The organism is Klebsiella planticola ATCC 33531 (assembly GCF_000735435.1).
Taxonomy (GTDB): domain Bacteria; phylum Pseudomonadota; class Gammaproteobacteria; order Enterobacterales; family Enterobacteriaceae; genus Klebsiella; species Klebsiella planticola.
Genome location: NZ_JMPP01000067.1, coordinates 1 through 24,326 on the forward strand (window position 1 = coordinate 1; position 24,326 = coordinate 24,326).

Sequence of the window (24,326 nt, forward strand, 5' to 3'; positions counted from 1 at the left end):
CCTACCCGCTGGCCGTACAAGGCGATATTTTTCGAAAAAGAGTTGGCGACGATAAAATCCAGATCGCTTGCCAGCGCCAGCCTCAGCGCATAGCAGTCCTCCTCCAGCCCGGCGCCAAACCCCTGATAGGCGATATCGAAAAATGGCAGCAGACCCTGCGCCTGAACCACGCCCAGAAGCGTCTGCCACTGGCTCTGGCTCAGATCGGTGCCGGTCGGGTTATGGCAGCATGGATGCAGCAGCACCGCCGTGCCGGCGGGTAGCGTCTGCAGGACCGTCAGCATGTCGGCAAAGCGCAATTCGCCGCGGAGATTGTCAAAATAGGGATAGCTGTTCACCTGCAGCCCTGCGCCGGAAAAAATCGCCTGATGGTTGGCCCAGGTTGGATCAGAGACCCAAATCTCTTTACGCTGTAAAAAGTGAACGAGAAAATCTGCCGCCAGCTTCAACGCCCCTGAACCGCCAACGGTTTGTACCGTCGCCAGCACAGATTCCGGGGCGGCAGGCCCCAGCAGCAAGGTCTGTATCTGGCTGGCAAAGCTTGCGCTGCCTTCAATCGGCGGATAGCCGTGCGGCTGCTGCTGCGCCAGCAGGCGCCGCTCTGCCTGCTCGACGGCCCGCATCAGCGGAACTTTTCCTCGCTCGTCATAATATAAGCCGATGCCTAAATTCACCTTCCGCGGATTGCGGTCCTGCAAATAGGCTTCCATTAATGACATAATAGGGTCGGGAGTCGACGGTTTAATTTCTGCGAACATAGGTATCCTTAGCCATAATAAATATGACTGGCAGGTGAACATTTATTTTTTATTTTCAGGCCGTAGCGCTGACGGTAATTTCTATTTTCATTCCCGGCACGACTAATTTATCAACGATCACCGTCGAACGATTTGGATAAGGGGCATTGAAGTAGCGCCGGTAAATATCATCAAGGCGTGCAACATCGTTGACGTCAGTCAGATAAATAATAACCTGGAGAACATTATCGCTGTGGCTCCCTGCCGCCTGTAGCGCCTGGGTGAGATTATCGAAAGTCAGGGCGATCTGCTGTTCCGCCGGGCCGGTTTCAATAGTGCCATCAGCCCGAACCGGTCCATGTGCGGTAAAGAGCATCCCGCCGCCGCGTGTCGCCCAGGAGAACGGCTGACCGATATCCGGAAGGCCGGTATGAATTACGTCTCGCATAAAGGATTCTCGTAGTGATAAAGCTGGCTGAAAAGTGCGCCATCGGTGGCAAACAGCGCGTCAAGAATGGTGTAGTGGTTAGCCCCCGGCAGGGCTATTGCGTCAACCGGCCTCCCCCGCTGTCGCAACCGCTGAGCGTAGTTTTCACTTTGCGCGATGAGCTCGGCTCGCTCGGCGGTGCCGTAAAACAGCGTCAGAGGGGGGATCTTCGTCGCTAAATGACGCAGCGGGCTGAGGTCATTCACCTCCTGGGGCGTCAGCTGCAGTGACCGGTTGACCGCTGTATTCAGCAAAGGCTCAAGCTCATAAATCCCGCTGATTGCCAGTACCGCATCGACACGCGGATGCGCCTGCCAGCAGGCCGCCAGATGGCCGCCTGCGGAGTGCCCACACAGATAAACCGGGCTACACAGACCCGGCTGGCGACCAATGGCGTCCAGCGCCGCCCCAATCTGGCGGTGGATCGTCGTTAACGTCGCCTGCGGCGCTAACGTATATTCCAGCAACATCACATCAAACCCACGGGCCAGCGGCCCGACAGTAATAAAGGCAAAATCCTCTTTATTACAGGATTGCCAGTACCCGCCATGAATAAATATTATCGTGCCCATTTTTCTGGCGGCAGAAATAAACCAGTCAATACCTTCCCGTGGATGTTCACCATAAGAAAAAGTCATCATATTTTCGCCGCACTGGTACGCTTGCTGACTTCGTCGCTGAAAGTCAGCCAGTATTTCCGCCTCATTATCTACGGTTGTGCTGTTATCATAACTCCCGACGCTGAGTTTCATATATTAAACTTTGTTTATTATTTAAGATGTGGCTTAACTATTAGCAATGAGAAAATATGTTGTCAAGCTTGCACAAAGTGGAATGCGTGAGAGTTAATAGAAATTAAATCTCAGAGCTAATAAGTTTTACCAGTGAAACTTTTATCGGGAAATGCGCCTGCGAAAATGATGACGGTCAAGGATCGGCGCTCACCTGTCCACGCATTCGTCGGCTTCTTCCCCCTTCCTGCCCAGCGTACTGTGACCGAGCCAACGTCCTGAGAAACCACTGAAGGGACAAACTGTACAAACATCGGGAAAAGTTCATACTCAACGCTATAAGTGAGCCAATATTTTTGATATTAAACTGGTCGTCGCCGTGTCAGGTCTCAGAACTTATAAAAAGGAATACAGACCAATGAAATACAAATTAGTCAAGCAGGTTGTCCATGATGATGTGTTAAGAAACAGCTTCATTAATTTGGCAATTAAGACCTTCGATCTCTCTTTTAAAGAGTGGTACAAGAAAGGCTACTGGACCGAGTCCTATATTCCTTATGCGTTTGTTGATCATAATAAAGTGATTGCCAATGCGTCGGCTAACATTATCGATCTCATGTGGCAGGGAGAACCCAGGCGCTATATCCAGATTGGGACCGTGATGACCGCCACCGATCATCGTGAAAAGGGCCTGGCCAGCCAGCTGATTAACCATATTCTGACTGACTGGCAGGAGCAGGCCGACGGTATTTTTCTCTTCGCTAACTCCACAACCGTTGATTTCTATCCTAAATTCGGCTTTGAACAAACCGACGAATACCAGTACGCCCTGCCGGTTACGCCCGTTGCCGGGGATTTTCGCAAGCTGGATATGGATAAAGAGAGCGATGTGAATATCCTCAAATACTATTATCAGAAAGCCAACCCGTTCTCCCGCCTTTCGGCACACAATAACTTCGGTCTGTTGATGTTCTACTGCTCGGCGTTTATGAAGCACTTCGTCTATTACTCGGAGAAAAATAATGCCGTGGCGATCGCCATGCAAAACGATCATGCATTGCTCTGTTTTGATATTTTCTGTGACAGCGCGAGTTCGATGACCAGCATCGTGAATGAACTTGCGGCGCAACATACCCGGCAGGTTATTTTAGGCTTTACTCCCAGGGAAGACCGGGCAGGTGAATATGAAAAAATTGAAATTGATGATTTTCTTTTCATCTATACGGCAAAAGAAAATATCTTTAAGGAGCGTAAGCTGATGTTCCCGACGCTCTCGCATGCCTGAGTCCCCCGGCCATATTGCGACTGGCGCAAGCCCGTACCGAGGCTGAAGCCCAGGCGGCAACCACCTCTCCCGCGATGATCCCACCGGGGCGTGGCGGAAGAGGTGAAAACATTATTTAGTGACGATAAACAGAGACTTGCAGCGCGGACACAATAATGTCACCCCTTTTTTAATTTTGTTCACCGGCTGCCGTGATTTATGCCCGCATTGCGGGCAGGTTACCGTGGTATCAGAGGTGGAACTCAAGCGCTTCACTGCGTTGTCGAAGAATGACATAGACCTTTACCCGCTGAATGAATGTGGTCTATCATACCACTAACTGATTAAAAAACACACAACATCAGGGCGCGCGGGGAAATGACCAGGGGGAGGAATTTATCGCGGTTTAATCCGCTATTTACGTGATGACATCGCGTCGCGCTTAAATCAGGATGCCTCATTGCCGATTTTCTGTTCATCCCTCGCGATGGTGTTACTCGATCGTCAGATATTATTAACTGCATCAATATAAAGGAGGTTTTACTTATTTTCCGGAAGGCGTCCCGCTTGCGGCAGACTCGGTATGAGGTATCATGATGCGCAGCTTCAGGTGTTTTCACTAAAAACAGCACGATCGCCCTATTAAATGCAGAAATCCCGATAAAAATAAGATAAATAGTATAAGTCTTAAATTACCTCTTATATGATGAATGAGATATGGTAATGTTCATTCATATCGAATGATTACAGATAAACAAGAGATAAGAAATGACTGAAAACTCAACAATTCACGCTCAAAATTGTCGTACCGATATCGGGATTGGGAAACAGGTCACGGCCAGCGTAAAAGGTTACGTCGATGGCCATCTTTATATGATTGACATCACCGTTCATCCTGTTGAGATCACATTTGATTTTGGCGAAGAAAAAATTATGCGCGGGTCTTATTTTAGCTCTAAGAATCAGGAGATGGTATGGGCGGCGGAAAGAAAAGAGCTGACCATCTCCGATGAAAAAGGATCTTTCACGATAGCCTTTTAGTGTTCAGGTTCAATGTCGATAAAACGTGCCGTCGCTATGCCCTGAGCCAATACGGCCCGCTTCAATTAAAATTTCATCAATAACATCTTCCAGGCACGCTGAACCATGATTCTCACAAATCATATGAACCTGTTTCAATATTTCTTCCTGGGACATCTCTCCGCGTAAAGCGGAGGTCAGCATCACCGATGCCCAGCGCCGAACTTCCGGGTGCGTAATCATACATCTTTACCTCAAATAGCAACACACGCCTTTAAATTATAGGTGCTCACCGGACATTCACCCATTAAATGATGCTGTCGCCCCTGTCGGCGCGGCATAGAGGTTGACTCATCCTGCCGCAGCCGACCGCTCATCGCTGCGCTATGACAACAGTTTTACCGCCGCGTTTTGAATCTCGGCCGATGTTAAATCGCGATCGGAGGCAACATGCACAATGCGATGATCGCCGGTCAAGGAAGGAAATTCAGCAGACATGATCTGCAGCTGTTTTTGTTCACCGTTAGGATACTCACGTAATATTGTTGTTACCCCCGGCACTATTTTCGCGACAACTGCCGGTAATGCATTGAAAAAAACAATAACTTTCTTCATGAGTCTACCACCTGGCTGAAAGCATAATGATGACTATGCCATGCATTGTGTGATGAAAAAGAAAAGGCCCCGTCCGGGGCCCTTTCGTTATTTCCGACACGCCATTGTCGCCGTGCCGCTGGAAATGTAAGGAGCAATATTATCAAATGTAATCATTGATGTTTTACAAAAGATACATTTTGCGCCAAAGGGATTTTTTTCCGTCACATCGTAATTCGATGTTCTGTATTGTGACCCATGACAACATGGGCATCTGAAATGAATGTATTCAGTCATAATGTTAACCTTGATGTGTGACAACATTCACTACCGCAGGGACTAGAGGTTATACTCTGGTGAAAACTCATCTGTGGTTTTCAAGGATAGTGCAGAAATCACCGTGCTGAACAGCAGGCCAAGAATACGCTTTCTTTGCGACCGTTCTCTGTATGATTAATCTGAGGTTTTTCACCAGCTTAATCATGACTTATTTTAGTGATTGTCTAAGATATGTTGTTCGTTTTTTTAATTTGCCCTTGGGCATATCTGGTCTGCAAAAAAACTTATCGAAGAGAAAAATACCCAAAAGGAGATATCAGATGATAAATGCGATGAGAAAATTCCAGGAACTGTTGCAGATAATTTTTAAGACTCAAACCGTTGAAACCATTAACGCATGTAAATCAGCAATTGGCAAGCATTATTTTTTACAGCTTTTTAACAGTATTTTTTTGCCCGTAAAACTATGCAAATACTGACTATAACTGACAACTTTATCAGTAGCTTATTCCTGCTGGCGCCCCATGTTACACTTATTTTGTGGTATTCTGTCTCTCCCGGAGATTTTTGCTATGAGATCGGAAGACACCCTTGACTGGTACCCAGCCCAGCTCCCGCCCGTTAAAATCATTCTGGGCAATGCCGTGCTTGAAGTCGGAAAGCTTGGCCGCCCGATCAACGCCAGAACGCTACGTGAGTATCTGCAGGTGCTTCAGCGCACGCAAAAGAGCCGCGATGATAAAATTGCCCTGCAAACCGCAATCGACGTTTTGTCGGATAATCAACGCGTAAACGGAAAATTATAATGGCCACGGCGGCTGCACCGCTATCTGGCTCGCTATCCCTTTCAATAACTTAAGTTTTTTTTAAATGTTCTCTGAAGAGAATTAATTTGTATCTTTCACCTGTAAAAAGGTGCATCGTCGTAGTTGGCCCACAATGATATGCAGAGTCATTTGCCTGAGCCAACGTCAGAGTTAGCAACTCGCGCCGAACGCGTCCTTCGAGGTTTCAACATGAAAGCGGCAAACACTTTTTTTTGCCATCCATCCCAGCTACCGACGGTCAGAGCGATTATCGGGGACGCTGTGCTTGAAATTATCAGCAGCGGTGCGCCTGTGGGTGCAGCCGGACTGCTGGCGCTGCTGAAAAGCCCGGGAGCCAGAAAGAACTGGTCCGATGAAGGCCCCCTCTTGCAGATTGCGATTGATGCTCTGGAAGAGAGCTTATCGATTGATTTTAAAAAAATATAACCAACACTGATTAACTACACCGAAGGTCACACTATGTTTATGACACTATTTATTTATCTCGGAATTATCGGTTCCGTCGCCGCGCTGGCTTTATTTTCCCTGTCGCTGTTATGGATTGCCGTTTCAAATAACCCCGATAACACGGATATATAAACTTCATCGCAATTTAATCTTCCGCTAAAGGCCAGCACCTCGACGCTATCTCTTCCTCAGACATCCTGTTGCATCGCTACCGGCTGCATTGCAGATAGCATAACGACGCATCTCTGGCCAACCGCTCCCTGTCCTGCCCCGCATGTGGAAAGTCCGGCAATGCCTTTCATCACCGGACCGGGCATGCGTTTATTTTATCCCGCGACGTGAAACGTAATCCCGCGCGGCTTCTCCGGTGTAAATCTGGCGTGGACGGTAAATATTCAGCGGCGACTCATGCATTTCGTTCCAGTGTGCGACCCAACCCAGCGTACGCCCCACCGCGGTCATGACGACAAACATCGACGAAGGTAGCCCCATCGCTTTCAGGATCACGGCGGTATAGAAATCGACGCTCGGCGAAAGTCCATTCTCAACAAAGTAGGAATCGTTGAGCGCCACCTCTTCCAGAGCCATTGCCACCTGAAGCAGTCGGTCCGACATTCCCAGCTCCGCCAGCACCTTATGGCAGGTTTCGCGCAGAATGGCCGCCCGGGGATCGAGATATTTGTAGCGCGAGTTGCCAAAGCCCAGTCGGCGGAAAGCCAGAGGATCCCTTTTCACCTTACTGATAAAGGCCGGGACCTGTTCGACGCTCTCAATATCCCCCAGCATTTGCATGCTGGCCTCGTTGGCGCCGCCGTGCATCGGCCCCCACATCGACGCCAGACCGGCCGCCACGCAGGCGAAGAGATTAGCCCCGGAGGAGCCGGCCGCACGAACCGTCGTGGTCGATGCACACTGCCCGTGATCGGCATGGAGCACCATAATCTGGTTCAAGGCTTGCTCAATAACCGGATTCACCTGGTACTTTTCCGCTGGAATCGCAAACAGCATATGCAGGAAATTCCCGGCATAAGAGAGATCGTTTCTTGGGTAGACCGCAGGTTGCTCGATAGAAAACTTATAGCTCATCGCCGCGAGGGTGGGCATTTTGGAAAGCAAGCGGGTGGCGGCCAGCGCACGATGCTCGGGGTTTTCGACATCCAGCACATCGTGATAGAACGCGGCCAGTGCGCCCACCATGGCACACATCAGCGCCATCGGATGGGAGTCGCGACGAAATCCGCTGCACATTTTCGCCATCTGTTCGTGCACCAGGGTGTGACGGGTAATTTTTTCCCGGAAGACCTGATAACTCTCCTCATCGGGCGCCTCGCCGTGCAGCATAATGTACGCCACCTCCAGGAATTCACACTGCCTGGCCAGCTGGTCTACCGGGTAGCCACGGTGCAGCAGGACGCTATTTTCAGTATCGATATAGGAAATGGCCGACTCACAGCCGGCGGTATTGCTGAAGCCAGGGTCAAAACTGCATATTCCTGAATTCGCGAGCGCGCGGAGATCAATACCGAGGTGACCCAGCGTCCCGGACACCGTATTCAGAGGGATGGCCTCTTGTCCATCCAAAGAAAGTATTAACGGTTTCGTTCCCATCCTGTAAATTCCCCTCAACAGCCAACGCATGATCACCCTGAAGACATTCTTCAGGCCGAATTTCCAACATAGCCAGGGTGATGCGGCTATTCTTTGATATAAACGGTTAAACACGCGATAAAAGCGGGTTTTACCCGGGCTTCCTGTGCTCTAACCTGAATAAGGACTACCGTGTTAGCCAATACGCTTATTTTTGTCGTCGCCGCCATCCATATCTACATTCTGATCCTGGAGATGTTTTTGTGGGAGAGCCCGACCGGGCGCAAAGCATTCGGCCTTAGCGCCAGTTTTGCCCGCGAGACCCGGGTGATGGCAGCCAATCAGGGCCTGTATAACGGTTTTTTGGCCGCGGGTTTGCTGTGGGGACTCTGGAGTCCAGAGAGCGGATTTGAGTTTAAAGCGTTCTTTCTGATCTGCGTGGTGATCGCCGGGCTGTTCGGCGCCGTAACCGCCAGCCGAAAAATACTGTATGTGCAGGCACTTCCGGCAACGGTGGCGCTGATAGCGCTGTACGTCAGCTAATGCAGGCATCGGAGAAGACCGCCGTCGACTTTGACGGCGGGACGTGAGTCACTCTCCGGGCGGTAAGTGCCGGGATGCCTCCCAGGCCATTGGCGAAAGCACCCATATGCTGGCCACTTTATGGACCCGCGCATCGGACATCGCGGGCCCGATACTCAGCAGCGAAGCCATAAGCCACAACAGATAGACTCCTTTTCTCTTCATCTCGGCGACTCCTCATCGCTGCGCACGGAATCTGGCGCCGGCTTGTGTCGTTCAATAATCGACAGGCAGCCTACCAGTACAACAATAACGGCCCCGAAGATCAGGCTGACGACGTTGGCGCCAAAGCCAAAACCGCCGTTTTCTACCGGCTGTGACAACAGATCACCGCAGGCGGCACCGAAGGGACGGGTCAGGATATATGCCGCCCAGAAGCAGAACACCGCATTGGCACGGAAAACAAAGCGTGCCGTCGCAATGATTAAAATCCAGCCGCCAAAGAAGGCCGCTGCGCTGTAATAGCCCATGTTCAGCCCTTCAGCCAGACCATCCCCTACGGCTGTCCCCAGCGCAAAAGTAAACAAAATAGCCAACCAGTAGAACCGCTCTCTGACCCGGTTATCGATATGGTGAATGGACAGGGTCTTTTCGCGCGCGTACCACAGAACAAAAGTCACCAGCAGCGCCAGGGCGAAAAAGAGCGAGCTATAGGCTAGCGGTACATGTAAAGCATCGCTTAAATTGTCGGTCACCAGGGTCCCGAAAATGCTGATAAACACTACCGTCAGCCAATAGATCACCGGCTGATAGCGAGTTTCCCGCAGTTGAAAAACCAGAGTGACGAGCAACAGCCCGCCGACCACCCACGAAGTATTCAGCAGACCAAATCCCAAATCCATATTGAGATAATCGGCAGCGGTTTCCCCGACCGTGGTCGACATCATTTTAATTAACCAGAAGACCAGCGTGACCTCAGGCACTTTATTCAGCCACGGCGGCGATATTGTCGACGTATTCATATATCCCCTCTTATTACCTATCTTCTACTGGCACAGACCAGCGTTAACGTAGCGTGCAGACATACACCAATGCGGGCGGCAGATTGCGCATCACCACAATGCGCTGCCAGCGGAAATAGCGGGAAAGCAACGTTTCAGACAATGGGCTGTACTGAAACTGGATAAACAGTCCGTGCGCCGACATCTGTTGGCGGATCTGATTCAGAATGCGCATGCTGATACGCAGCGGAAGCGAGAGCAGCGGCAGGCAGGAAAAGACGATATCGTAGGGATTGATCAGCCTTTCCGCCGATGCGGCCACCACGTTAAGACGGCGATCGTCAATGGCCTGTAGCTGGCCGACGAATCCCGGATTAATTTCATAGGCATCGAGCATCGCATCGCGGCGCATCCGCGACAGGATCCCTTTTGTTAACACACCGTTAGCCGCGCCCAGCTCGGCAATCGACAGGCTGACGCCCCAGTCAACCTGGTTCATCATCGCGCGACAGAGCGCGGCCGATGAAGGCAGCAGCGCCCCGGTCGTCCTCGGGTCGGCAATAAACTGGCGCAGGTAAGAAGAACCGCGCGTCAACGCGGCTCCGGCAGAATGAGAAAATGGATTGTTATGCATGATTATCACCTGACGGTAGCGGATAATGGATTATCCGCTACCGTGGATGACTCTGGCTCAACGCCCGGATTACAATTTTGTTCGCTTGAGGGGGCTTTCGTTGCGCTCAGGCAGGAGCAATGAAAAACAGCTGCCCCTGTGCGGTGTGCTCGTCACGACTATCCTGCCGCCGTGCAGCTCCGCAATGGTTTTGACCAGCGCCAACCCCAGACCGGTGTTCTCAGCGTTGCTACGGGCGTCATCCAGTCGGTAAAAACGGTCGAAAATATGCGGCAAATGTTCGGGGCTGATGCCTTCGCCATTATCTTCGACGCTGAGCACAATCTGACCATTTTCCCGCCCGGCGCGCAGCACAATTTTACCGCCGGAGGGCGTGTGGCGTAGCGCATTGGACAACAGGTTCGACAGCGCACGCTGCAGATGAATCGGGTCAGCGTAAAAATCCACTTCTCCTTCGCTGATCAGGGTGATGTTCTTCTCCTCCGCCAGCACATCATAGAGGTTTATCTGACGCGCAAACTCCGTCGCACTGGTGAGGTGTTCAAGATGCAGCGGCTCACGGCTGTTATCGGCCCGGGCGAGGAACAGCATCGATGAAATCATTCGCGACAGGCGCTCGCCCTCTTCCACAATGGCCGCCAGCGTGTCCCGGTACTCTTCCGCGCTGCGAGCTTTGCTTTGCGTTACGCTGGCGGCGGAAATCAGATTGTTGATGGGACCACGCAGCTCATGGGCTATATCCGATGAAAAACGGGTCAACTGCGTAAAAGAGGCTTCAAGACGGGTCATCATGCCGTCGAAGGATGCCGACAGCACATTCAGTTCCGACGGCCAGCGCTGGGTCGACAGGCGAGTGTGTAACTCCCCGGCGTGGATATGCTCAATCTCCCGGCTCATGGTGCGCAGCGGCAGTAACCCCCTTCGCGCCAGCCAGTAGCCAAGAGCAGAAAAGAGAACCACCGCCAGCGCCGCGACAATCTGCATTCGTTGCCAGTAGTCTTCAATGATCTCATTGTTTTTTGATACATTCAGCGCCGCCTGGACTCGCCACGGTTGATTATCTTTGAGGATAAATTCCGTTGAGACGATCAGATATTTTTCACTGACGTCGTGGCGGGAATATTTCCACTCGCTGTAGTGGAACTCACTGGACGGGGCCGGAAAATCCTGCTGCGGTACGTGCATATTTTTCGACTGCGCCCAGACCTTACCGTCCGGGCTGATAATACGTAGCGACAGCCGTTCCTGACGAGCGATGAACTCGAATAGCTCCTGCTGCCAGAGATCCTTCGGCCCCTGGCGCTCGCTGATGGTGGTTGCTATCTCCTGTTGAAAACGCAGCGTACTGCGTAGCTCGTCGATATCCTTCTGCCCGAGCTGGTTACGCATCGTCGAGTACAGCAGGCCGGTCACGCTGTACAATACCAGCCCCATGGCAAGGGAGAAGTAGAGCGTCAGTCGCAGCGTTATCGGAAAATTACGCGGAATCAGCATCATTCCTCTCTTCCAGTACGTATCCCGCGCCACGGATGGTATGCAGCAGCTTCACCTCATACCCGTCGTCGATTTTGCTACGCAGGCGGCGGACTGCAACATCAATCACGTTGGTCTCCGGGTCAAAATTCATATCCCACACCTGTTCGGCCAGCACGGTACGCGACAGCACTTCGCCACGGCGGCGCATCAGCAAACTCAGCAGCAGAAACTCCTTTTGCGTCAACTCAATACGTTTACCATTACGCGACGCCCGGTGCTTGAGAAAATCGAGTTGCAGATCGCTTATCTGCAGCACAGCCTCCTCGCTGCTGGCGGCATGAGGTGCGCCACGGCGCATAATTACCCGTACTCTCGCCAGCAGTTCGCTGAAAGAGAAAGGCTTAATCAGGTAATCTTCCGCCCCCAGCTCCAGGCCACATACCCGGTCTTCAACGTCATCACGGGCGGTGAGAAACATCACCGGCGTCAGCTTTCCTGCCTGTCGGGCCAGCTCCAGGATTTTCCAGCCATTCATCCCCGGCAGCATCACGTCGAGAATCGCCAGATCGTAGTCGTTAGTCAGCAAAAAGTGTAAACCGTCCACGCCATCGTGCGCGACATCGACCACAAAGTCGTTCTCCCGCAGCCCCCTGGCGATATAGTCCGCCGCCATCGTTTGATCTTCAACCAGCAGTAGTCTCATTGTGCCTCCGTCTGCGGCGCCAGGGCCGCACTTTTCCGCCCAGTTTTCTCAAAGAGAAGATACAGCACCGGGGTAATAAACAGGGTAATAAATTGCGAAAACACCAGCCCGCCCACCACGGCATTGAGATCGTTTTCCGCAAGCGTTAACGAGATCCCCACCGGGTCAAATTGATGAACGGTAACCAGCAGTAGACTGCTGCCCGGCTGCACCAGACTACCGGGATGTACATTGAGCGCGCCTGTTTTGCCGCTCACCGGAGCATAAATCCGCGTATAGCCCAGCTGCGCTTCGGCACTAAGAATATCTTCCTGCGCCGCCTGCGCCTGGGCCACATATTGTTGGCGGATACTGAGCAAAGTGTCCCAGTCGGAGGCTGAAATGTCGTTCTGCGCCTTCAACGCACGGCCACGCGCCAGATCCCGCTGCGATTGCGCCTGCGCCCGGGACGCCTGGTCCCGATGCAGAGTTGCCTGTTGCGTGGAATCCTCGAGAGTAAACAGCAGCTGTCCCTGCCGGACAAATGCCCCTTCCTGAAACGCCACGCGCTTAACCGTTCCGGTAATTTGCGATTGGATATCAACCTGATTAAGCGAGATCACATCCCCTTGCGTCGTCAGACTCAGCGGCAGCGAGGTGAGCTGCGCCGAAGACAAACTCACTAACGGCGGCGGCGCGTTTTTCGGGGAGGCTGATACGGCATTCTGGCGGAAAAAAAACAGATACAGCGCAAGGGGGCCTGCCAGCAGAAGGATGACCGGAAAGGGTCTGATGCATAATACGTTCATGGCTCTATGCCGTCAGAAAAACAGTCATACCAGTCTACTCACCGCCGCCCGACAAAAAGGCGCCAGCCGAATGACAATTTTGTCATCTGCGTGGCGAAACGCAGCCCCTGATGGTGAGCAAAAATGGATAACGTGAGCGGTTTTTATACCTATTTGATGAATGCAATAGACGCATTAAAAAGTTAATATTAATCCCCGCATCAGAACGGATTCAGGCCGGATATAATATTTAATCGCCGCAGAGCGAACCTGCAATAACCATCGCATTACCGTTTCAGGCAAGGTTTAAAAAATGAAAAAAATCATAGTAATAATTCTGGTTGCCGCGTTTGGCGTCATGTCGGTTTCTGCAATCGCCTGTCCGAAAGGTACCCATCCGCATGGCGGAACAGGTTCACATCATGCTGGCGGTACCTGTTATTAATCATCATGGCGACCGCGGTCGCCATTTTTAATAACGACCATTCTGCGTTCGCTTACTGAAATCGACTCATAAATTAATAAAATTATACCTCTCCCCCAATGCCTCCCCATATATTTTTCTATGGCCTGACCCTGACTCTTTATCATGCAATTTTTATTCTGGAGGGGTCTCATATACCGGTAACTTTCATTGGCCCCAAATTGCACTCAAATTTACGTACGGGAGAATTTTCTATATACAGACAAAATATGTTGATTCAGTTTCCTCAAAACGTAAAATCCGTTATTTTATTTAAATATTTAGCAAAAAATCGAACCAACACCGCCTGATGTTGAACCAACATACGCGATGTTTCAAAAGCAAAATCTCACCGTTAAGCTGTCGAGGCTTACAGATTCTGCTGATGCCATTCTTTGATCATCGCCTTCGAGATCTCTTTCTTGTAGCAGATGGGTGAAGCCCCACCGGCTTTGCTCCAGGCGCTGCGGCGGCCGCATGAGCTTCCGTTGCGTGCCGTATTAAATGGACAGGCGCAGGTGCCGGGATAGGATGCGATAGAGTCGTCGATAATTCTTTGCTTAACCTGGTCATCAGTTAGCTGGTTAGATTTGGCGATGGCCATCTCTGATACAAAAACGAAGACGGCAGCGAGTACGACAGTCGTGACTGATTTTATATTCATTTAGCTCTCTCGAGCGTTAGAGGAACCTCCAGGATATTCACTGAAATGTTAGTCAATATTGATCTTTCGCAATTGCCTGTAATGTTCCATTAAAAATGGTAGGTCAACTACGAGCTTTACCTCAACACTCACAACAGGCGTTATTGACCTGCCCGCGCATTAAAAGCCTGTGCCAGGCCTAATGCCTCACCTCGGGCTATCGTCGTCTCTTTGCCAGTTTCACTCAGGACTAAAAACGATAACACGCCACTCCTGACATACATAGCCAGAACACGCCGTTTCTGCCTGTAAATAAGATATGGGCATTTTATCAGTGGGGGATGATTCTACATGTAACGTTCAAACTGCCACGCTGCGATGGCCACCAGCATGCACAAAACGATGAGAACAACGCCCAGCACCCTGCGTCTCGTATAGAGTGCCACTCCTGCAGAGAGTCCAGTTAATGTCAGCGTGACTGGCCAGCCAGCAATTGCCGTCAGGTAGGCCACAATCAGGTAGTCCTTTATCAATTCACTTTCCTCTAACCAGATTGTCGGGTCGAGCGGGTGGCCGCCTGTTGGTTAATTCAGTCCGGCGTTCCGCTTTCTGTTGTGCGGGAAATGGGAGTGCATAAAGATGGTACGCAGATATGCCCACTTTGCAGCTAACCATTTAACTGAGTATGCGCGACAAATTGGCTCGATTTTTGGCAATAACGACACAAATACGACACATGGAGAAAATCAGGCTGGATTAAAATTAGTGTAACTAACTGATTTTGAATGGTACGCCCTACAGGGTTCGAACCTGTGACCTACGGCTTAGAAGGCCGTTGCTCTATCCAGCTGAGCTAAGGGCGCACTGAAATGCGGATGCTTCATGGGGTGAAACCGCCTGGAATTATACGGTCAACGCTCAGTGAGTCAATGCATTTTGCCATGAAACTGCTGCGGCATAACTAACTTGCCTACATATGCGACAAAGGTTGCGCAAAGATCGCCCGACACCTGTTTTCAGCACTTATCCATCATCGACGACAATAACGCGTCCCAATTCCCCATAAATGCCCCCAATATCCCTTTAAACCGCAGTGTCTTTAGCCACAAGTTTTGTCAAAGAGGGATAAAAACTCAAACGAGGACTGACAGCGAGGCTGGCTTCTGACAAAATATCCGCATCCCCCTTTCGTTACGATACAGATGGAATCCTCTCTCTGATGGCAGCAAAAATTATTGACGGTAAAACGATTGCGCAGCAGGTACGCTCTGAGGTTGCGGAAAAAGTGAAGGCCCGCACTGCGGCCGGAAAACGCGCCCCAGGGCTAGCCGTCGTACTGGTCGGCAGCAACCCGGCGTCGCAGATTTATGTCGGCAGCAAGCGCAAAGCGTGTGAAGAGGTGGGATTTGTCTCCCGCTCATACGATCTCCCGGAAACCACCAGCGAAGCGGAATTACTGGAGCTTATTGATACGCTGAATGCCGATACCACTATCGACGGTATTCTGGTACAGCTGCCGCTGCCTGCCGGAATTGATAACGTGAAAGTGCTGGAGCGTATCGCCCCGGACAAAGATGTTGACGGTTTCCACCCTTACAACGTCGGCCGTCTGTGCCAGCGCGCCCCGCGACTGCGCCCGTGTACGCCGCGCGGAATCGTCACTCTGCTCGAGCGTTACAATATCGACACCTACGGCCTGAATGCCGTGGTTATCGGTGCATCGAACATCGTGGGCCGTCCGATGAGCATGGAGCTGCTGCTGGCGGGCTGCACCACTACCGTAACCCACCGCTTTACGCGGAATCTGCGTCAGCATGTCGAAAATGCCGACCTGCTGATTGTTGCGGTCGGTAAACCGGGCTTTATCCCGGGCGAGTGGATCAAAGAAGGCGCCATCGTTGTGGATGTCGGTATTAACCGTCTGGAAAGCGGCAAAGTGGTCGGAGACGTGGTCTTCGAAGATGCCGCGGAACGCGCGTCATACATTACGCCAGTCCCGGGCGGCGTTGGCCCGATGACCGTTGCTACACTGATTCAAAACACGCTACAGGCGTGCGAAGAATATCACGACATTCAGGAGGCCTGAGATGGCGAATTTTTCTCTGGGCAAACACCCACACGTTGAACTGTGCGATCTACTGAAGCTGGAAGGCTGGAGTGAGAGCGGCGCGCAGGCAAAAATCGCGATTGCTGATGGCCTGGTGAAGGTTGACGGCGCGGTAGAAACCCGCAAACGCTGCAAAATCGTCGCCGGTCAGACGGTGAGTTTTGAAGGCCAGAGCGTCACCGTTACTGCCTGATCCTGCTAAATGAATGATCGCCACCTCCAACAGGAGGTGGGTTAAGACTGATAATAAAACGCCCGGCAAGCCGGGCGTTTTTTTATCGCTTACTTCCGGCGCCAGGTAGTACCCTGCGGGCCGTCCTCCAGCACGATCCCCATCTCATTGAGACGATCACGCGCCGCATCCGCAGCGGCCCAGTCTTTCGCTTTACGCGCATCCAGACGCTGCTGAATCAGCTGCTCGATTTCCGCAACTTCACCGTCGTCAGCCTGCGCGCCGCTTTGCAGGAAGACATCCGGCTCCTGCTCCAGCAGCCCCAGCACTCCGGAGAGCTTGCGCATATGGGCGGCCATGGCGTTAGCCGCGGCGACATCTTCCGTCTTCAGGCGGTTCACTTCACGCGCCATATCGAACAGCACGGAATAGGCTTCCGGGGTGTTGAAATCGTCATCCATCGCTTCAATAAAGCGCGCTTCGAAGGCGTCGCCGCCGGCCGGCTCTGCCGATTTGTCGGTTCCGCGCAGCGCGGTATACAGACGCTCCAGCGCAGAACGCGCCTGCTTGAGGTTTTCTTCGCTGTAGTTCAGCTGGCTACGATAGTGGCCGGACATCAGGAAGTAGCGAATGGTCTCCGCATCGTAGTACTTCAGCACGTCGCGCACGGTAAAGAAATTGCCCAGCGATTTTGACATTTTCTCGCGGTCAACCATCACCATCCCGGAGTGCATCCAGTAGTTAACGTATTCCCCGTCGTGGGCACAGGTGGACTGGGCAATTTCGTTTTCATGATGCGGGAACATCAGATCCGAACCGCCGCCGTGAATATCAAAATGGTTGCCCAGCTGTTTGCAGTTCATCGCCGAACATTCAATGTGCCAGCCAGGACGACCGTTGCCCCACGGCGACGGCCAGCTCGGCTCGCCCTCTTTCGACATTTTCCACAGCACGAAGTCCATCGGGTTACGCTTGACGTCAACGACATCAACGCGCGCGCCAGCCTGCAGCTGATCCAGATCCTGGCGCGACAGCTGCCCGTAATTCGGATCGGTCGGTACCGAGAACATCACATCACCGTTGTCCGCCACGTACGCATGGCCACGTGCGATCAGTTGTTCGGTGATTTCAATGATCTCGGGAATATGATGGGTGGCGCGAGGCTCCATATCCGGACGCAGAATATTCAGCGCATCGAAATCATTGTGCATTTCGGCAATCATGCGATCGACCAGCGCGACAAAGCTTTCGCCATTCTCATTAGCACGCTTAATGATTTTATCGTCGATATCGGTAATGTTGCGCACGTACTTCAGCTTATAGCCGAGAAAACGCAGGTAGCGGGCAACCACGTCAAAAGAGACGAAAGTTCGGCCATGGCCGATATGACAGAGATCGTAAACGGTAATTCCACACACGTACATGCCCACTTCCCCGGCATGGATAGGTTTAAACTCTTCTTTTTGGCGCGTCAGTGTATTAAAAATTTTTAACATCGAAGATTCCGTGTAGACGTGTGTGGATATAAGTCGCGTATTCTAACCTTAATTCAACCCCGAAGCAGCACACAATGCAAGGTGATCGAACCCGGCGGTTATGCTATAACAGCCCCCTATGTCACGCCCAACTTTGGGTTTAAGCACCACAATCATCGGAACAGGATGCAAAAATGGTTACTTTCCACACTAATCATGGCGATATCGTCATCAAAACCTTTGACGACAAAGCGCCGGAAACAGTTAAAAACTTCCTGGATTACTGCCGCGAAGGTTTCTACAACAACACCATTTTCCACCGTGTTATCAACGGTTTCATGATCCAGGGCGGCGGCTTTGAGCCAGGCATGGAGCAGAAAACCACCAAATCCCCAATCCAGAACGAAGCCAACAACGGCCTGAAAAACACCCGCGGTACTCTGGCCATGGCCCGTACTCAGGCACCTCACTCCGCCACCGCGCAGTTCTTCATTAACGTTGTCGATAACGACTTCCTGAACTTCTCTGGTGAAAACCTGCAGGGTTGGGGCTACTGCGTATTTGCCGAAGTGGTTGAAGGCATGGACGTGGTCGACAAAATCAAAGCGGTCGCTACCGGCCGCAGCGGCATGCATCAGGATGTGCCGAAAGAAGATGTTGTGATCAAAAGCGTCACCATCAGCGAGTAATTCGTGGCGACACTTTTTATTGCGGATTTGCATCTGCAAACAGAAGAACCGGCGATCACCGCCGGTTTTCTACGCTTTTTAGCCGGCGAAGCCCGTGAGGCGGACGCGCTGTATATCCTTGGCGATCTGTTTGAAGCCTGGATTGGCGATGACGATCCGAACCCGCTGCATCAGCAAATCGCCTCGGCAATCAACGCATTAACTCAATCAGGCGTGCCCTGCTATTTTGTTCACGGCAACCGCGACTTTCTCGTTGGCCAGCGCTTCGCACGCGCCTGCGGGATGACGCTGCTGGCGGAAGAAAAAGTGCTCGACCTGTACGGCCGTCGGGTCCTGATTATGCACGGCGATACGCTCTGCACCGACGATCCGGGCTATCTGGCTTTTCGTGCCAAAGTCCATACGCCGTGGATTCAGCGTCTGTTCCTTGCCCTGCCGCTGTTTATTCGCCGCCGCATCGCCGCCAGAATGCGCGCCGACAGTAAAGCGGCCAACAGCAGCAAGTCGCTGGAAATAATGGATGTCAATCCGCAGGCGGTGGTCGAAGCGCTGGAGAGGCATCAGGTACAGTGGCTGATTCACGGTCACACGCATCGTCCTGCCGTCCACCCGCTAGAGGCCAACGGCAAACCGGCGTTTCGCGTGGTCCTCGGCGCCTGGCACAGCGAAGGGTCGATGGTCAAAGTCAGCAAAGACGACGTTGAACTGATCTCATTCCCGTTTTAATTTCCAGCCCATTTTCACCCCATCACCGGTGACGCAACCGTTTTCCTTACCGAAAGATCATGTTATTCTCTGTGGCCTCTAAAGCAGTGTGAAGCACACCCACAGGAGTTTTAAGACGCATGTCTTCCCGCAATAATACGGCGCGTATCGCCATCGTGATGGGGTCCAAAAGCGACTGGGCTACCATGCAGTTTACCGCAGAAATCCTTGATGCCCTGAACGTTCCGTACCATGTTGAAGTGGTCTCCGCACACCGGACGCCCGATAAGCTGTTTAGCTTTGCCGAAGGCGCGGAAAGCAACGATTATCAGGTGATTATTGCCGGTGCGGGCGGCGCGGCGCATCTGCCGGGCATGATTGCGGCGAAAACCCTGATGCCGGTGCTCGGTGTGCCGGTCCAAAGCGCGGCGTTAAGCGGCGTAGACAGTCTCTACTCTATTGTTCAGATGCCGCGCGGAATTCCGGTCGGTACGCTGGCCATCGGCAAAGCCGGTGCCGCCAACGCGGCTCTGCTGGCGGCGCAGATTCTGGCGCTGCACGACGCTGAACTGCATCAGCGCCTGAGCGCCTGGCGTCAGGCCCAGACCGATGAGGTGCTGGAGAATCCGGATCCGCGGGGTGCGGCATGAAGCAGGTTTGCATCCTTGGCAACGGCCAGCTAGGCCGGATGTTGCGCCAGGCCGGTGAACCGCTGGGTATCGCCGTCTGGCCAGTCGGTCTGGAAGCCGATCCTGAAGCGGTGCCGTTTCAGCAAAGCGTGATCACTGCCGAAATCGAACGTTGGCCGGAAACGGCGCTCACGCGTGAACTGGCGAGCCACCCGGCGTTTGTTAACCGCGATGTGTTCCCGATCATTGCCGACCGTCTGACGCAAAAACAGCTGTTTGATAAGCTGGAGCTCGCCACCGCGCCGTGGCAGCTGCTGGCAGATAAAAGCGAGTGGCCGGCGGTATTCGCACGTCTGGGCGAACTGGCTATCGTTAAGCGTCGCGTGGGCGGTTACGACGGTCGCGGCCAATGGCGACTGCGCGAAAACGACATTGCGCAGCTGCCGGATGAAAACTATGGCCAATGCATTGTTGAGCAAGGCATCAACTTTTCCGCCGAAGTGTCGCTGGTTGGCGCCCGCTCGCAGGATGGCAGCACGGTGTTCTACCCGCTGACCCGCAACCTGCATCAGGAGGGCATTCTGCGTACCAGCGTCGCCTTCCCGCAGGCCAATGCCCGCCAACAGGACCAGGCGGAAAGCATGCTTACCGCCATTATGAACGCGCTGAACTACGTGGGCGTGATGGCGATGGAGTGTTTTGTCACCGCGGACGGCCTGCTGATTAACGAGCTGGCGCCACGCGTGCACAACAGCGGTCACTGGACCCAGAACGGTGCCTCGATCAGCCAGTTCGAACTGCATCTGCGGGCGATTACCGGCCTGCCGCTGCCGCCGCCGGTCGTGAACAGCCCTTCGGTGATGATCAACCTGATCGGTACCGATCTGAACTACGACTGGCTGAAGCTGCCGCTGGTACATCTGCACTGGTACGACAAAGAGGTGCGTCCGGGGCGCAAAGTGGGTCACCTTAACCTGACCGACAGCGATACCGACCGCCTGAGCGCCACGCTGGAAGCGTTAAAACCTATCCTGCCGCCGGAGTACGCCAGCGGTATCTTCTGGGCGCAATCCCAGCTGGCGTAATCCCGCACTCCTTTATCCCGGCTTGCGGCGCGCTGCGCCTTAGCCGGGCTACTAACTTTTCCTGTTGCTCTGACTCTTCGCGGCATCTCCCGGAGGCGGTACTGTACACCTGTCCGGGCTACCCTCTGGCATGACCCCGTAGCCGCGCGCCAATCCACGACCACAACAAAACCAACAATCATTAGGCCCCGTCACCATTTAACCAAATCAGCAAATCGCATGGACCCGTAGCCGGGTAAGGCGCGACAGCGCCTCCCGGGGAAAGCGCGCACGATAGCCACCAGGGGATTTTCGCCAACGCATCAGGGCTTAATGCAGGTTCCCGCCAGTCCGGCGAGGGTGTCATCGATGCGCGACAGCGCGCCAATCCATGCCCGCTTGCCCCGGCGGCGCACGTAGCCGCTTACCGCCGCAATTTTTGGCCCCATCGCGCCGTCGTCGCGGGCAAAAGGCGCCAGCTCTTCCGGCGTCGCTTCGCGGATCGGTCGCTGCATGGGGGTGCCCCAATGTTCATATACCGCATCCGCGTCGGTCAGGATCACCAGGCCATCGGCATCAATCTGCTCCGCCAGCAGCGCGGCGGCGAGGTCTTTATCAATAACCGCTTCTGCGCCCTGCCCATTCTCAAGCACTGGAATCCCGCCGCCGCCGCAGCATATCACCGTGTGCCCCTCGTCCAGCAGACGCTCAATCGACTCGCACTCCTCAATCCTCACCGGCGTCGGCGAAGGAACCACCCGACGCACATATTTACCGTCGCGCTTCATCCTCCAGCCATACTCGCCTTCCAGCTGTTTTTGCAGCTCCGGATCGTAAACCGGACCAATGAACTTCTCCGGCGCCGAAAAGGCCGGATCGCTTGACGCCACCGCAATGCGGGTCATCACCGTCGACACCGGCGGCATTTGTGATTCCTGCGCCAGGCGCTGGGCCAGCATATAGCCAATCATACCCTGGCTCTCCGCGACCAGTACGTCCAGCGGATAGGGTTCAACGTCGCCGTAGGCCAGATTTTGCAGCGCCAGCAGCCCCACCTGCGGCCCGTTGCCGTGCACAATGGCCAGCCGATACTTCTGCGCCAGACGCGCCAGCGCGGGAACCGCGCTATCGATATTGCGGTACTGATTTTCTACGGTCAGCGCTTCCCCGCGCTGTAATAAAGCGTTGCCGCCAAGGGCAATAACCAGCGTTTTCATACAAAGTCCTTAGATAAGATGTTGCGCCAGCCAGAATCCCAGAAGCGTGTCGGCGCCGGAGGTATGCCCCATCGCCAGCAGAGCTTCGACGGCGGGCTCGAGACGTCGTCCACGTTGCAGGGCGTAGGCAAAATGCATCAGCGGCGAAGCGAAGCGCCCCTCGCTGGCGTAGCGTAAATAGTTGACGCTCACCTGGGTGGTGGCCGTGTGCAGATCGCCGGAGGCGCGAAAAAATGCCCTTCCGCCGCAGGGTGACATTCGCCCCGAGCGCCACGCCGCCAGCATCATGCCGATCAGCATGTCGTCCAGGCTCGGCGTCAGGCCCGGCCCCTTGCCCAGCCACAGCCGCCAGTCGACGGCGTTACCGGCCAGCGCGGAGGCAAAACAGTGGCGAAGCTGCCGCAGCTCAGGATGCTGCGGCGGATCGATAGCCTGCGACAGCGGCCCGAACAGCCCGGTCTCCTCCGGTCGACTCATCAGCGCTGCCGGCAGGTAAGCGCCAGCGGACTGACAGCGGAGCCGCAGGGAGCAGCGCCTGCGCGGCGGCAACAGCAAAAAATCGCCGACCTGAATACCGTCATCCCGCGCTATCGGCGACGCCCCCGTCCGCAGCGCCGTGTGTAGCCGGATAAAATCGCGATGGCGAACGACCCATCCGCCGGGGCTCACTCCCTGCCCCCGATGATGCAGCGTCAGCAGCGCGCCGCCTTCAACATAGAGGTTAATCGTGCGCCGCCAGAGGCCGCCGGTTCGCCACGGCTGGCGATGGTCCGGCGCATCAACGCTGCCTATCAGCGGACGAATCCTCTCCATCGCGCTTCCTCAGCTTACGCCCAGCTCTTCCGCCAGCGCTTCCAGCGCCTGCTCGAAACAGGCCAGCGGCGCTCTGACGGTCCCGGCGCCAATCTGGCCGATCCCCGCTTCTTTATGGGCGATCCCGGTGTTAATGAGCGGAGTAATGCCGGTTTCAACTACCCGGCGAATATCCAGTCCCAGACAGGCGCCCTGGAAATCCCAGCCTGGAATCTGCAGCTGCATATTGCGCTCAAGGAAGATTTCCGCCATCTCCTCAGAAACGGATTTCGCCGCCTCCATTCCGCCGGCGCCGACAAAACGGGTCACCCCCGGGGCCGCGATCATCGCCGCGCCGCCGATGCCGAAGGTTTCGGTAATGGCGCTGTCGCCCATATCCGGGTTGGCCTGTTCCTGAGAGAAACCGGTAAAGAACAGCCCCTGCGGCGTATTCACCGGCGCGGTAAACCAGCGGTCGCCCAGTCCGCTAACGCGAATACCGAACATATCGCCGTTGCGAGTCATCGCGGTGACAATACTGCCGGCGCGGATCTGCGCCCCGGCATCCATCGCCGATTTACAGTAGGCCATCGCCAGGTTGAGGAAGAACTGATCGGTGATGGCGAGAAAATCCATCACTTCGGCAACCTGTCGTTTGTCGTGGTTGAGGCGCGCCAGATGCGGTGCCAGCGTGCGCATCAGCAGCGCGGAGGTGGCAATATTGCGCTGGTGGAACTCATCGCCCATGGTGATGCCCTGCGCCATCATCGCGGTGAGGTCAATGCCGCCCACCATCTGTTTCAGCGCCGCACTGAGGACGGGCATCAGCACATCGCGCATCCAGCGCAGGCGCTGCTGCACGTCTTCGCCGTAGGCGCCGAAACGCATCACCTTGCCAATGCCTTCGTTCAGGTTGCAATACGCGCGGTTACCTTCGGCGATGTTCTCCACGACCAGCATCGGCATATTCGGCGAAGTAATACCGCCCATCGGCCCTACGGCATTAACGTGGTGGCAGGGAATAAAGGTAATCTCGCCGTTTTCCAGCATCGCGTGGGCCGTTTTCTCACCCTGCGCCCAGCCTTCGAACAGGCAGGCGCCAATGCAGGCCCCTTTCATCGGACCGGTCATCTCCTGCCAGCGCATCGGCGGCCCGGCGTGGAGCAGCGTTTTGTTTTGATTCAGCGCCCCGATTAAAGAACCCGCCGGCTTCACATCCAGCCAGTGCGGACGTGCATTACGAATTCGTTCTATTACTGCGTCATTGGCCTGCGCCACTGATGTAAACATAGAG

At 53.9% G+C, this 24,326-nt stretch carries 32 protein-coding genes, 1 tRNA gene and 1 pseudogene; 13 read left to right on the forward strand and 21 right to left on the reverse strand.

Annotated elements, in window-relative coordinates:
• The 3 genes from GRPL_RS02210 to GRPL_RS02200 all read right to left on the reverse strand — a co-directional run.
• The coding region (locus GRPL_RS02210) for an aminotransferase class I/II-fold pyridoxal phosphate-dependent enzyme (RefSeq protein ID WP_032700645.1) at positions 1–758 on the reverse strand (758 nt) is incomplete at its 3' end.
• Positions 759–813: 55 nt separating this feature from the next.
• Complete coding sequence (locus GRPL_RS02205; RefSeq protein ID WP_032689134.1) at positions 814–1,185, reverse strand: RidA family protein; 372 nt, start codon at positions 1,183–1,185, stop codon at positions 814–816.
• Positions 1,173–1,976, reverse strand: coding sequence for an alpha/beta hydrolase (locus GRPL_RS02200; protein WP_032700646.1), 804 nt, complete (start codon positions 1,974–1,976; stop codon positions 1,173–1,175). The genes GRPL_RS02205 and GRPL_RS02200 overlap by 13 nt, the downstream gene beginning before the upstream one ends.
• 397 nt (positions 1,977–2,373) lie before the next feature.
• Here GRPL_RS02200 and GRPL_RS02195 point away from each other — a divergent pair, with 397 nt between their 5' ends.
• Complete coding sequence (locus tag GRPL_RS02195) at positions 2,374–3,240, forward strand: GNAT family N-acetyltransferase (protein ID WP_032689137.1); 867 nt, start codon at positions 2,374–2,376, stop codon at positions 3,238–3,240.
• A 111-nt stretch (positions 3,241–3,351) separates the two neighbouring features.
• On the opposite strand, the gene GRPL_RS28370 is transcribed toward GRPL_RS02195, so the two are convergent.
• Entirely contained in the window at positions 3,352–3,516 is a 165-nt protein-coding gene (locus GRPL_RS28370) for a YnfU family zinc-binding protein (protein ID WP_213084089.1), read from the reverse strand.
• A gap of 471 nt (positions 3,517–3,987) precedes the next feature.
• Here GRPL_RS28370 and GRPL_RS02190 point away from each other — a divergent pair, with 471 nt between their 5' ends.
• A complete protein-coding gene (locus GRPL_RS02190) occupies positions 3,988–4,260 on the forward strand; it encodes a hypothetical protein (RefSeq protein ID WP_004858909.1) in 273 nt (90 codons plus the stop codon).
• Between the two features lie 9 nt (positions 4,261–4,269).
• Here the strand turns inward: GRPL_RS02190 and GRPL_RS02185 are convergent, their stop codons facing one another.
• The 3 genes from GRPL_RS02185 to ymcF all read right to left on the reverse strand — a co-directional run bounded on the left by GRPL_RS02185 (position 4,270) and on the right by ymcF (position 5,130).
• The gene (locus GRPL_RS02185; protein WP_004858906.1) at positions 4,270–4,482 is read right to left on the reverse strand and encodes a hypothetical protein; all 213 of its coding nucleotides are present in this window, start codon (positions 4,480–4,482) and stop codon (positions 4,270–4,272) included.
• 141 nt (positions 4,483–4,623) lie between these two features.
• Positions 4,624–4,854: a hypothetical protein gene (locus tag GRPL_RS02180; RefSeq protein ID WP_032689141.1), complete on the reverse strand. Its 231-nt coding sequence runs from the start codon at positions 4,852–4,854 to the stop codon at positions 4,624–4,626.
• A gap of 87 nt (positions 4,855–4,941) precedes the next feature.
• Positions 4,942–5,130, reverse strand: coding sequence for a cold shock small protein YmcF (ymcF, locus tag GRPL_RS28125; protein ID WP_072010708.1), 189 nt, complete (start codon positions 5,128–5,130; stop codon positions 4,942–4,944).
• Between the two features lie 554 nt (positions 5,131–5,684).
• Between ymcF and GRPL_RS02175 the strand changes: the two genes are divergently transcribed.
• The 3 genes from GRPL_RS02175 (at position 5,685) to GRPL_RS28520 (ending at position 6,518) form a co-directional block, all read left to right on the forward strand.
• Complete coding sequence (locus tag GRPL_RS02175) at positions 5,685–5,918, forward strand: hypothetical protein (RefSeq protein ID WP_032689144.1); 234 nt, start codon at positions 5,685–5,687, stop codon at positions 5,916–5,918.
• A gap of 210 nt (positions 5,919–6,128) precedes the next feature.
• The gene (locus GRPL_RS02170) at positions 6,129–6,365 is read left to right on the forward strand and encodes a hypothetical protein (protein ID WP_032689145.1); all 237 of its coding nucleotides are present in this window, start codon (positions 6,129–6,131) and stop codon (positions 6,363–6,365) included.
• Positions 6,366–6,404: 39 nt separating this feature from the next.
• Positions 6,405–6,518 (forward strand): YnaM/YnfT family protein, encoded by a 114-nt coding sequence (locus GRPL_RS28520; protein ID WP_350340430.1) that lies wholly within the window; start codon positions 6,405–6,407, stop codon positions 6,516–6,518.
• Positions 6,519–6,707: 189 nt separating this feature from the next.
• On the opposite strand, the gene GRPL_RS02165 is transcribed toward GRPL_RS28520, so the two are convergent.
• On the reverse strand, positions 6,708–7,994 hold the full coding sequence (locus GRPL_RS02165) for a citrate synthase (protein WP_032689146.1): 1,287 nt from the start codon (positions 7,992–7,994) through the stop codon (positions 6,708–6,710).
• A 171-nt stretch (positions 7,995–8,165) separates the two neighbouring features.
• Here GRPL_RS02165 and GRPL_RS02160 point away from each other — a divergent pair, with 171 nt between their 5' ends.
• The gene (locus GRPL_RS02160; protein ID WP_032700647.1) at positions 8,166–8,516 is read left to right on the forward strand and encodes a DUF1304 domain-containing protein; all 351 of its coding nucleotides are present in this window, start codon (positions 8,166–8,168) and stop codon (positions 8,514–8,516) included.
• Positions 8,517–8,564: 48 nt separating this feature from the next.
• On the opposite strand, the gene GRPL_RS27920 is transcribed toward GRPL_RS02160, so the two are convergent.
• From GRPL_RS27920 to GRPL_RS02130, 8 genes are all read right to left on the reverse strand, one after another.
• Positions 8,565–8,720, reverse strand: coding sequence for a hypothetical protein (locus GRPL_RS27920; RefSeq protein WP_155274647.1), 156 nt, complete (start codon positions 8,718–8,720; stop codon positions 8,565–8,567).
• Positions 8,717–9,517, reverse strand: coding sequence for a COG4705 family protein (locus GRPL_RS02155; protein WP_032689149.1), 801 nt, complete (start codon positions 9,515–9,517; stop codon positions 8,717–8,719). The genes GRPL_RS27920 and GRPL_RS02155 overlap by 4 nt, the downstream gene beginning before the upstream one ends.
• A 43-nt stretch (positions 9,518–9,560) precedes the next feature.
• A complete protein-coding gene (locus GRPL_RS02150; RefSeq protein ID WP_046853005.1) occupies positions 9,561–10,130 on the reverse strand; it encodes a class I SAM-dependent methyltransferase in 570 nt (189 codons plus the stop codon).
• A 69-nt stretch (positions 10,131–10,199) separates the two neighbouring features.
• Positions 10,200–11,627, reverse strand: a complete 1,428-nt coding sequence (locus GRPL_RS02145; RefSeq protein WP_227699615.1) for a heavy metal sensor histidine kinase — start codon at positions 11,625–11,627, stop codon at positions 10,200–10,202.
• On the reverse strand, positions 11,608–12,309 hold the full coding sequence (locus tag GRPL_RS02140) for a heavy metal response regulator transcription factor (RefSeq protein WP_032689151.1): 702 nt from the start codon (positions 12,307–12,309) through the stop codon (positions 11,608–11,610). Before GRPL_RS02140 ends, GRPL_RS02145 begins: the two co-directional genes overlap by 20 nt.
• A complete protein-coding gene (locus GRPL_RS02135) occupies positions 12,306–13,097 on the reverse strand; it encodes an efflux RND transporter periplasmic adaptor subunit (RefSeq protein WP_228134586.1) in 792 nt (263 codons plus the stop codon). The genes GRPL_RS02140 and GRPL_RS02135 overlap by 4 nt, the downstream gene beginning before the upstream one ends.
• An 812-nt stretch (positions 13,098–13,909) precedes the next feature.
• Positions 13,910–14,203: a hypothetical protein gene (locus GRPL_RS0126080; RefSeq protein ID WP_032689152.1), complete on the reverse strand. Its 294-nt coding sequence runs from the start codon at positions 14,201–14,203 to the stop codon at positions 13,910–13,912.
• Between the two features lie 326 nt (positions 14,204–14,529).
• Positions 14,530–14,715 carry a hypothetical protein gene (locus tag GRPL_RS02130; RefSeq protein WP_032689153.1) on the reverse strand — a complete coding sequence of 62 codons (186 nt, stop codon included), beginning with the start codon at positions 14,713–14,715 and terminating at the stop codon, positions 14,530–14,532.
• 42 nt (positions 14,716–14,757) lie between these two features.
• Here GRPL_RS02130 and GRPL_RS27285 point away from each other — a divergent pair.
• Positions 14,758–14,953: pseudogene (locus GRPL_RS27285) on the forward strand (integrase); the annotation flags it as partial.
• Between the two features lie 15 nt (positions 14,954–14,968).
• Here GRPL_RS27285 and GRPL_RS02125 read toward each other — a convergent pair.
• Positions 14,969–15,045, reverse strand: a tRNA-Arg gene (locus tag GRPL_RS02125).
• A 356-nt stretch (positions 15,046–15,401) separates the two neighbouring features.
• Here GRPL_RS02125 and folD point away from each other — a divergent pair.
• Together folD and ybcJ are read left to right on the forward strand one after the other, a co-directional pair.
• Positions 15,402–16,268, forward strand: a complete 867-nt coding sequence (gene folD / locus GRPL_RS02120; protein WP_004858880.1) for a bifunctional methylenetetrahydrofolate dehydrogenase/methenyltetrahydrofolate cyclohydrolase FolD — start codon at positions 15,402–15,404, stop codon at positions 16,266–16,268.
• Position 16,269: 1 nt separating this feature from the next.
• On the forward strand, positions 16,270–16,482 hold the full coding sequence (gene ybcJ / locus GRPL_RS02115; protein ID WP_004858878.1) for a ribosome-associated protein YbcJ: 213 nt from the start codon (positions 16,270–16,272) through the stop codon (positions 16,480–16,482).
• An 89-nt stretch (positions 16,483–16,571) separates the two neighbouring features.
• On the opposite strand, the gene cysS is transcribed toward ybcJ, so the two are convergent.
• Entirely contained in the window at positions 16,572–17,957 is a 1,386-nt protein-coding gene (gene cysS / locus GRPL_RS02110) for a cysteine--tRNA ligase (protein WP_032689155.1), read from the reverse strand.
• A gap of 173 nt (positions 17,958–18,130) precedes the next feature.
• On the opposite strand from cysS, the gene ppiB reads away from it, so the two are divergent.
• The 4 genes from ppiB to purK all read left to right on the forward strand — a co-directional run bounded on the left by ppiB (position 18,131) and on the right by purK (position 21,044).
• Positions 18,131–18,625, forward strand: a complete 495-nt coding sequence (gene ppiB, locus GRPL_RS02105; protein WP_032700648.1) for a peptidylprolyl isomerase B — start codon at positions 18,131–18,133, stop codon at positions 18,623–18,625.
• Between the two features lie 3 nt (positions 18,626–18,628).
• Positions 18,629–19,351 (forward strand): UDP-2,3-diacylglucosamine diphosphatase, encoded by a 723-nt coding sequence (lpxH, locus tag GRPL_RS02100; protein WP_032700649.1) that lies wholly within the window; start codon positions 18,629–18,631, stop codon positions 19,349–19,351.
• Between the two features lie 119 nt (positions 19,352–19,470).
• The gene (gene purE, locus GRPL_RS02095; RefSeq protein WP_032700650.1) at positions 19,471–19,980 is read left to right on the forward strand and encodes a 5-(carboxyamino)imidazole ribonucleotide mutase; all 510 of its coding nucleotides are present in this window, start codon (positions 19,471–19,473) and stop codon (positions 19,978–19,980) included.
• Positions 19,977–21,044, forward strand: coding sequence for a 5-(carboxyamino)imidazole ribonucleotide synthase (gene purK, locus GRPL_RS02090; protein ID WP_032700651.1), 1,068 nt, complete (start codon positions 19,977–19,979; stop codon positions 21,042–21,044). The genes purE and purK overlap by 4 nt, the downstream gene beginning before the upstream one ends.
• A 302-nt stretch (positions 21,045–21,346) precedes the next feature.
• Here the strand turns inward: purK and GRPL_RS02085 are convergent, their stop codons facing one another.
• From GRPL_RS02085 to GRPL_RS02075, 3 genes are read right to left on the reverse strand one after another with little or no spacing between them, the layout of a single operon-like run.
• The gene (locus GRPL_RS02085) at positions 21,347–22,240 is read right to left on the reverse strand and encodes a carbamate kinase (RefSeq protein ID WP_032700652.1); all 894 of its coding nucleotides are present in this window, start codon (positions 22,238–22,240) and stop codon (positions 21,347–21,349) included.
• Positions 22,241–22,249: 9 nt separating this feature from the next.
• Positions 22,250–23,053, reverse strand: a complete 804-nt coding sequence (locus GRPL_RS02080; protein WP_032700653.1) for an oxamate carbamoyltransferase subunit AllH family protein — start codon at positions 23,051–23,053, stop codon at positions 22,250–22,252.
• A 9-nt stretch (positions 23,054–23,062) separates the two neighbouring features.
• Complete coding sequence (locus GRPL_RS02075; protein ID WP_032700654.1) at positions 23,063–24,322, reverse strand: YlbE family protein; 1,260 nt, start codon at positions 24,320–24,322, stop codon at positions 23,063–23,065.
• Between the last annotated feature and the right edge of the window lie 4 nt (positions 24,323–24,326).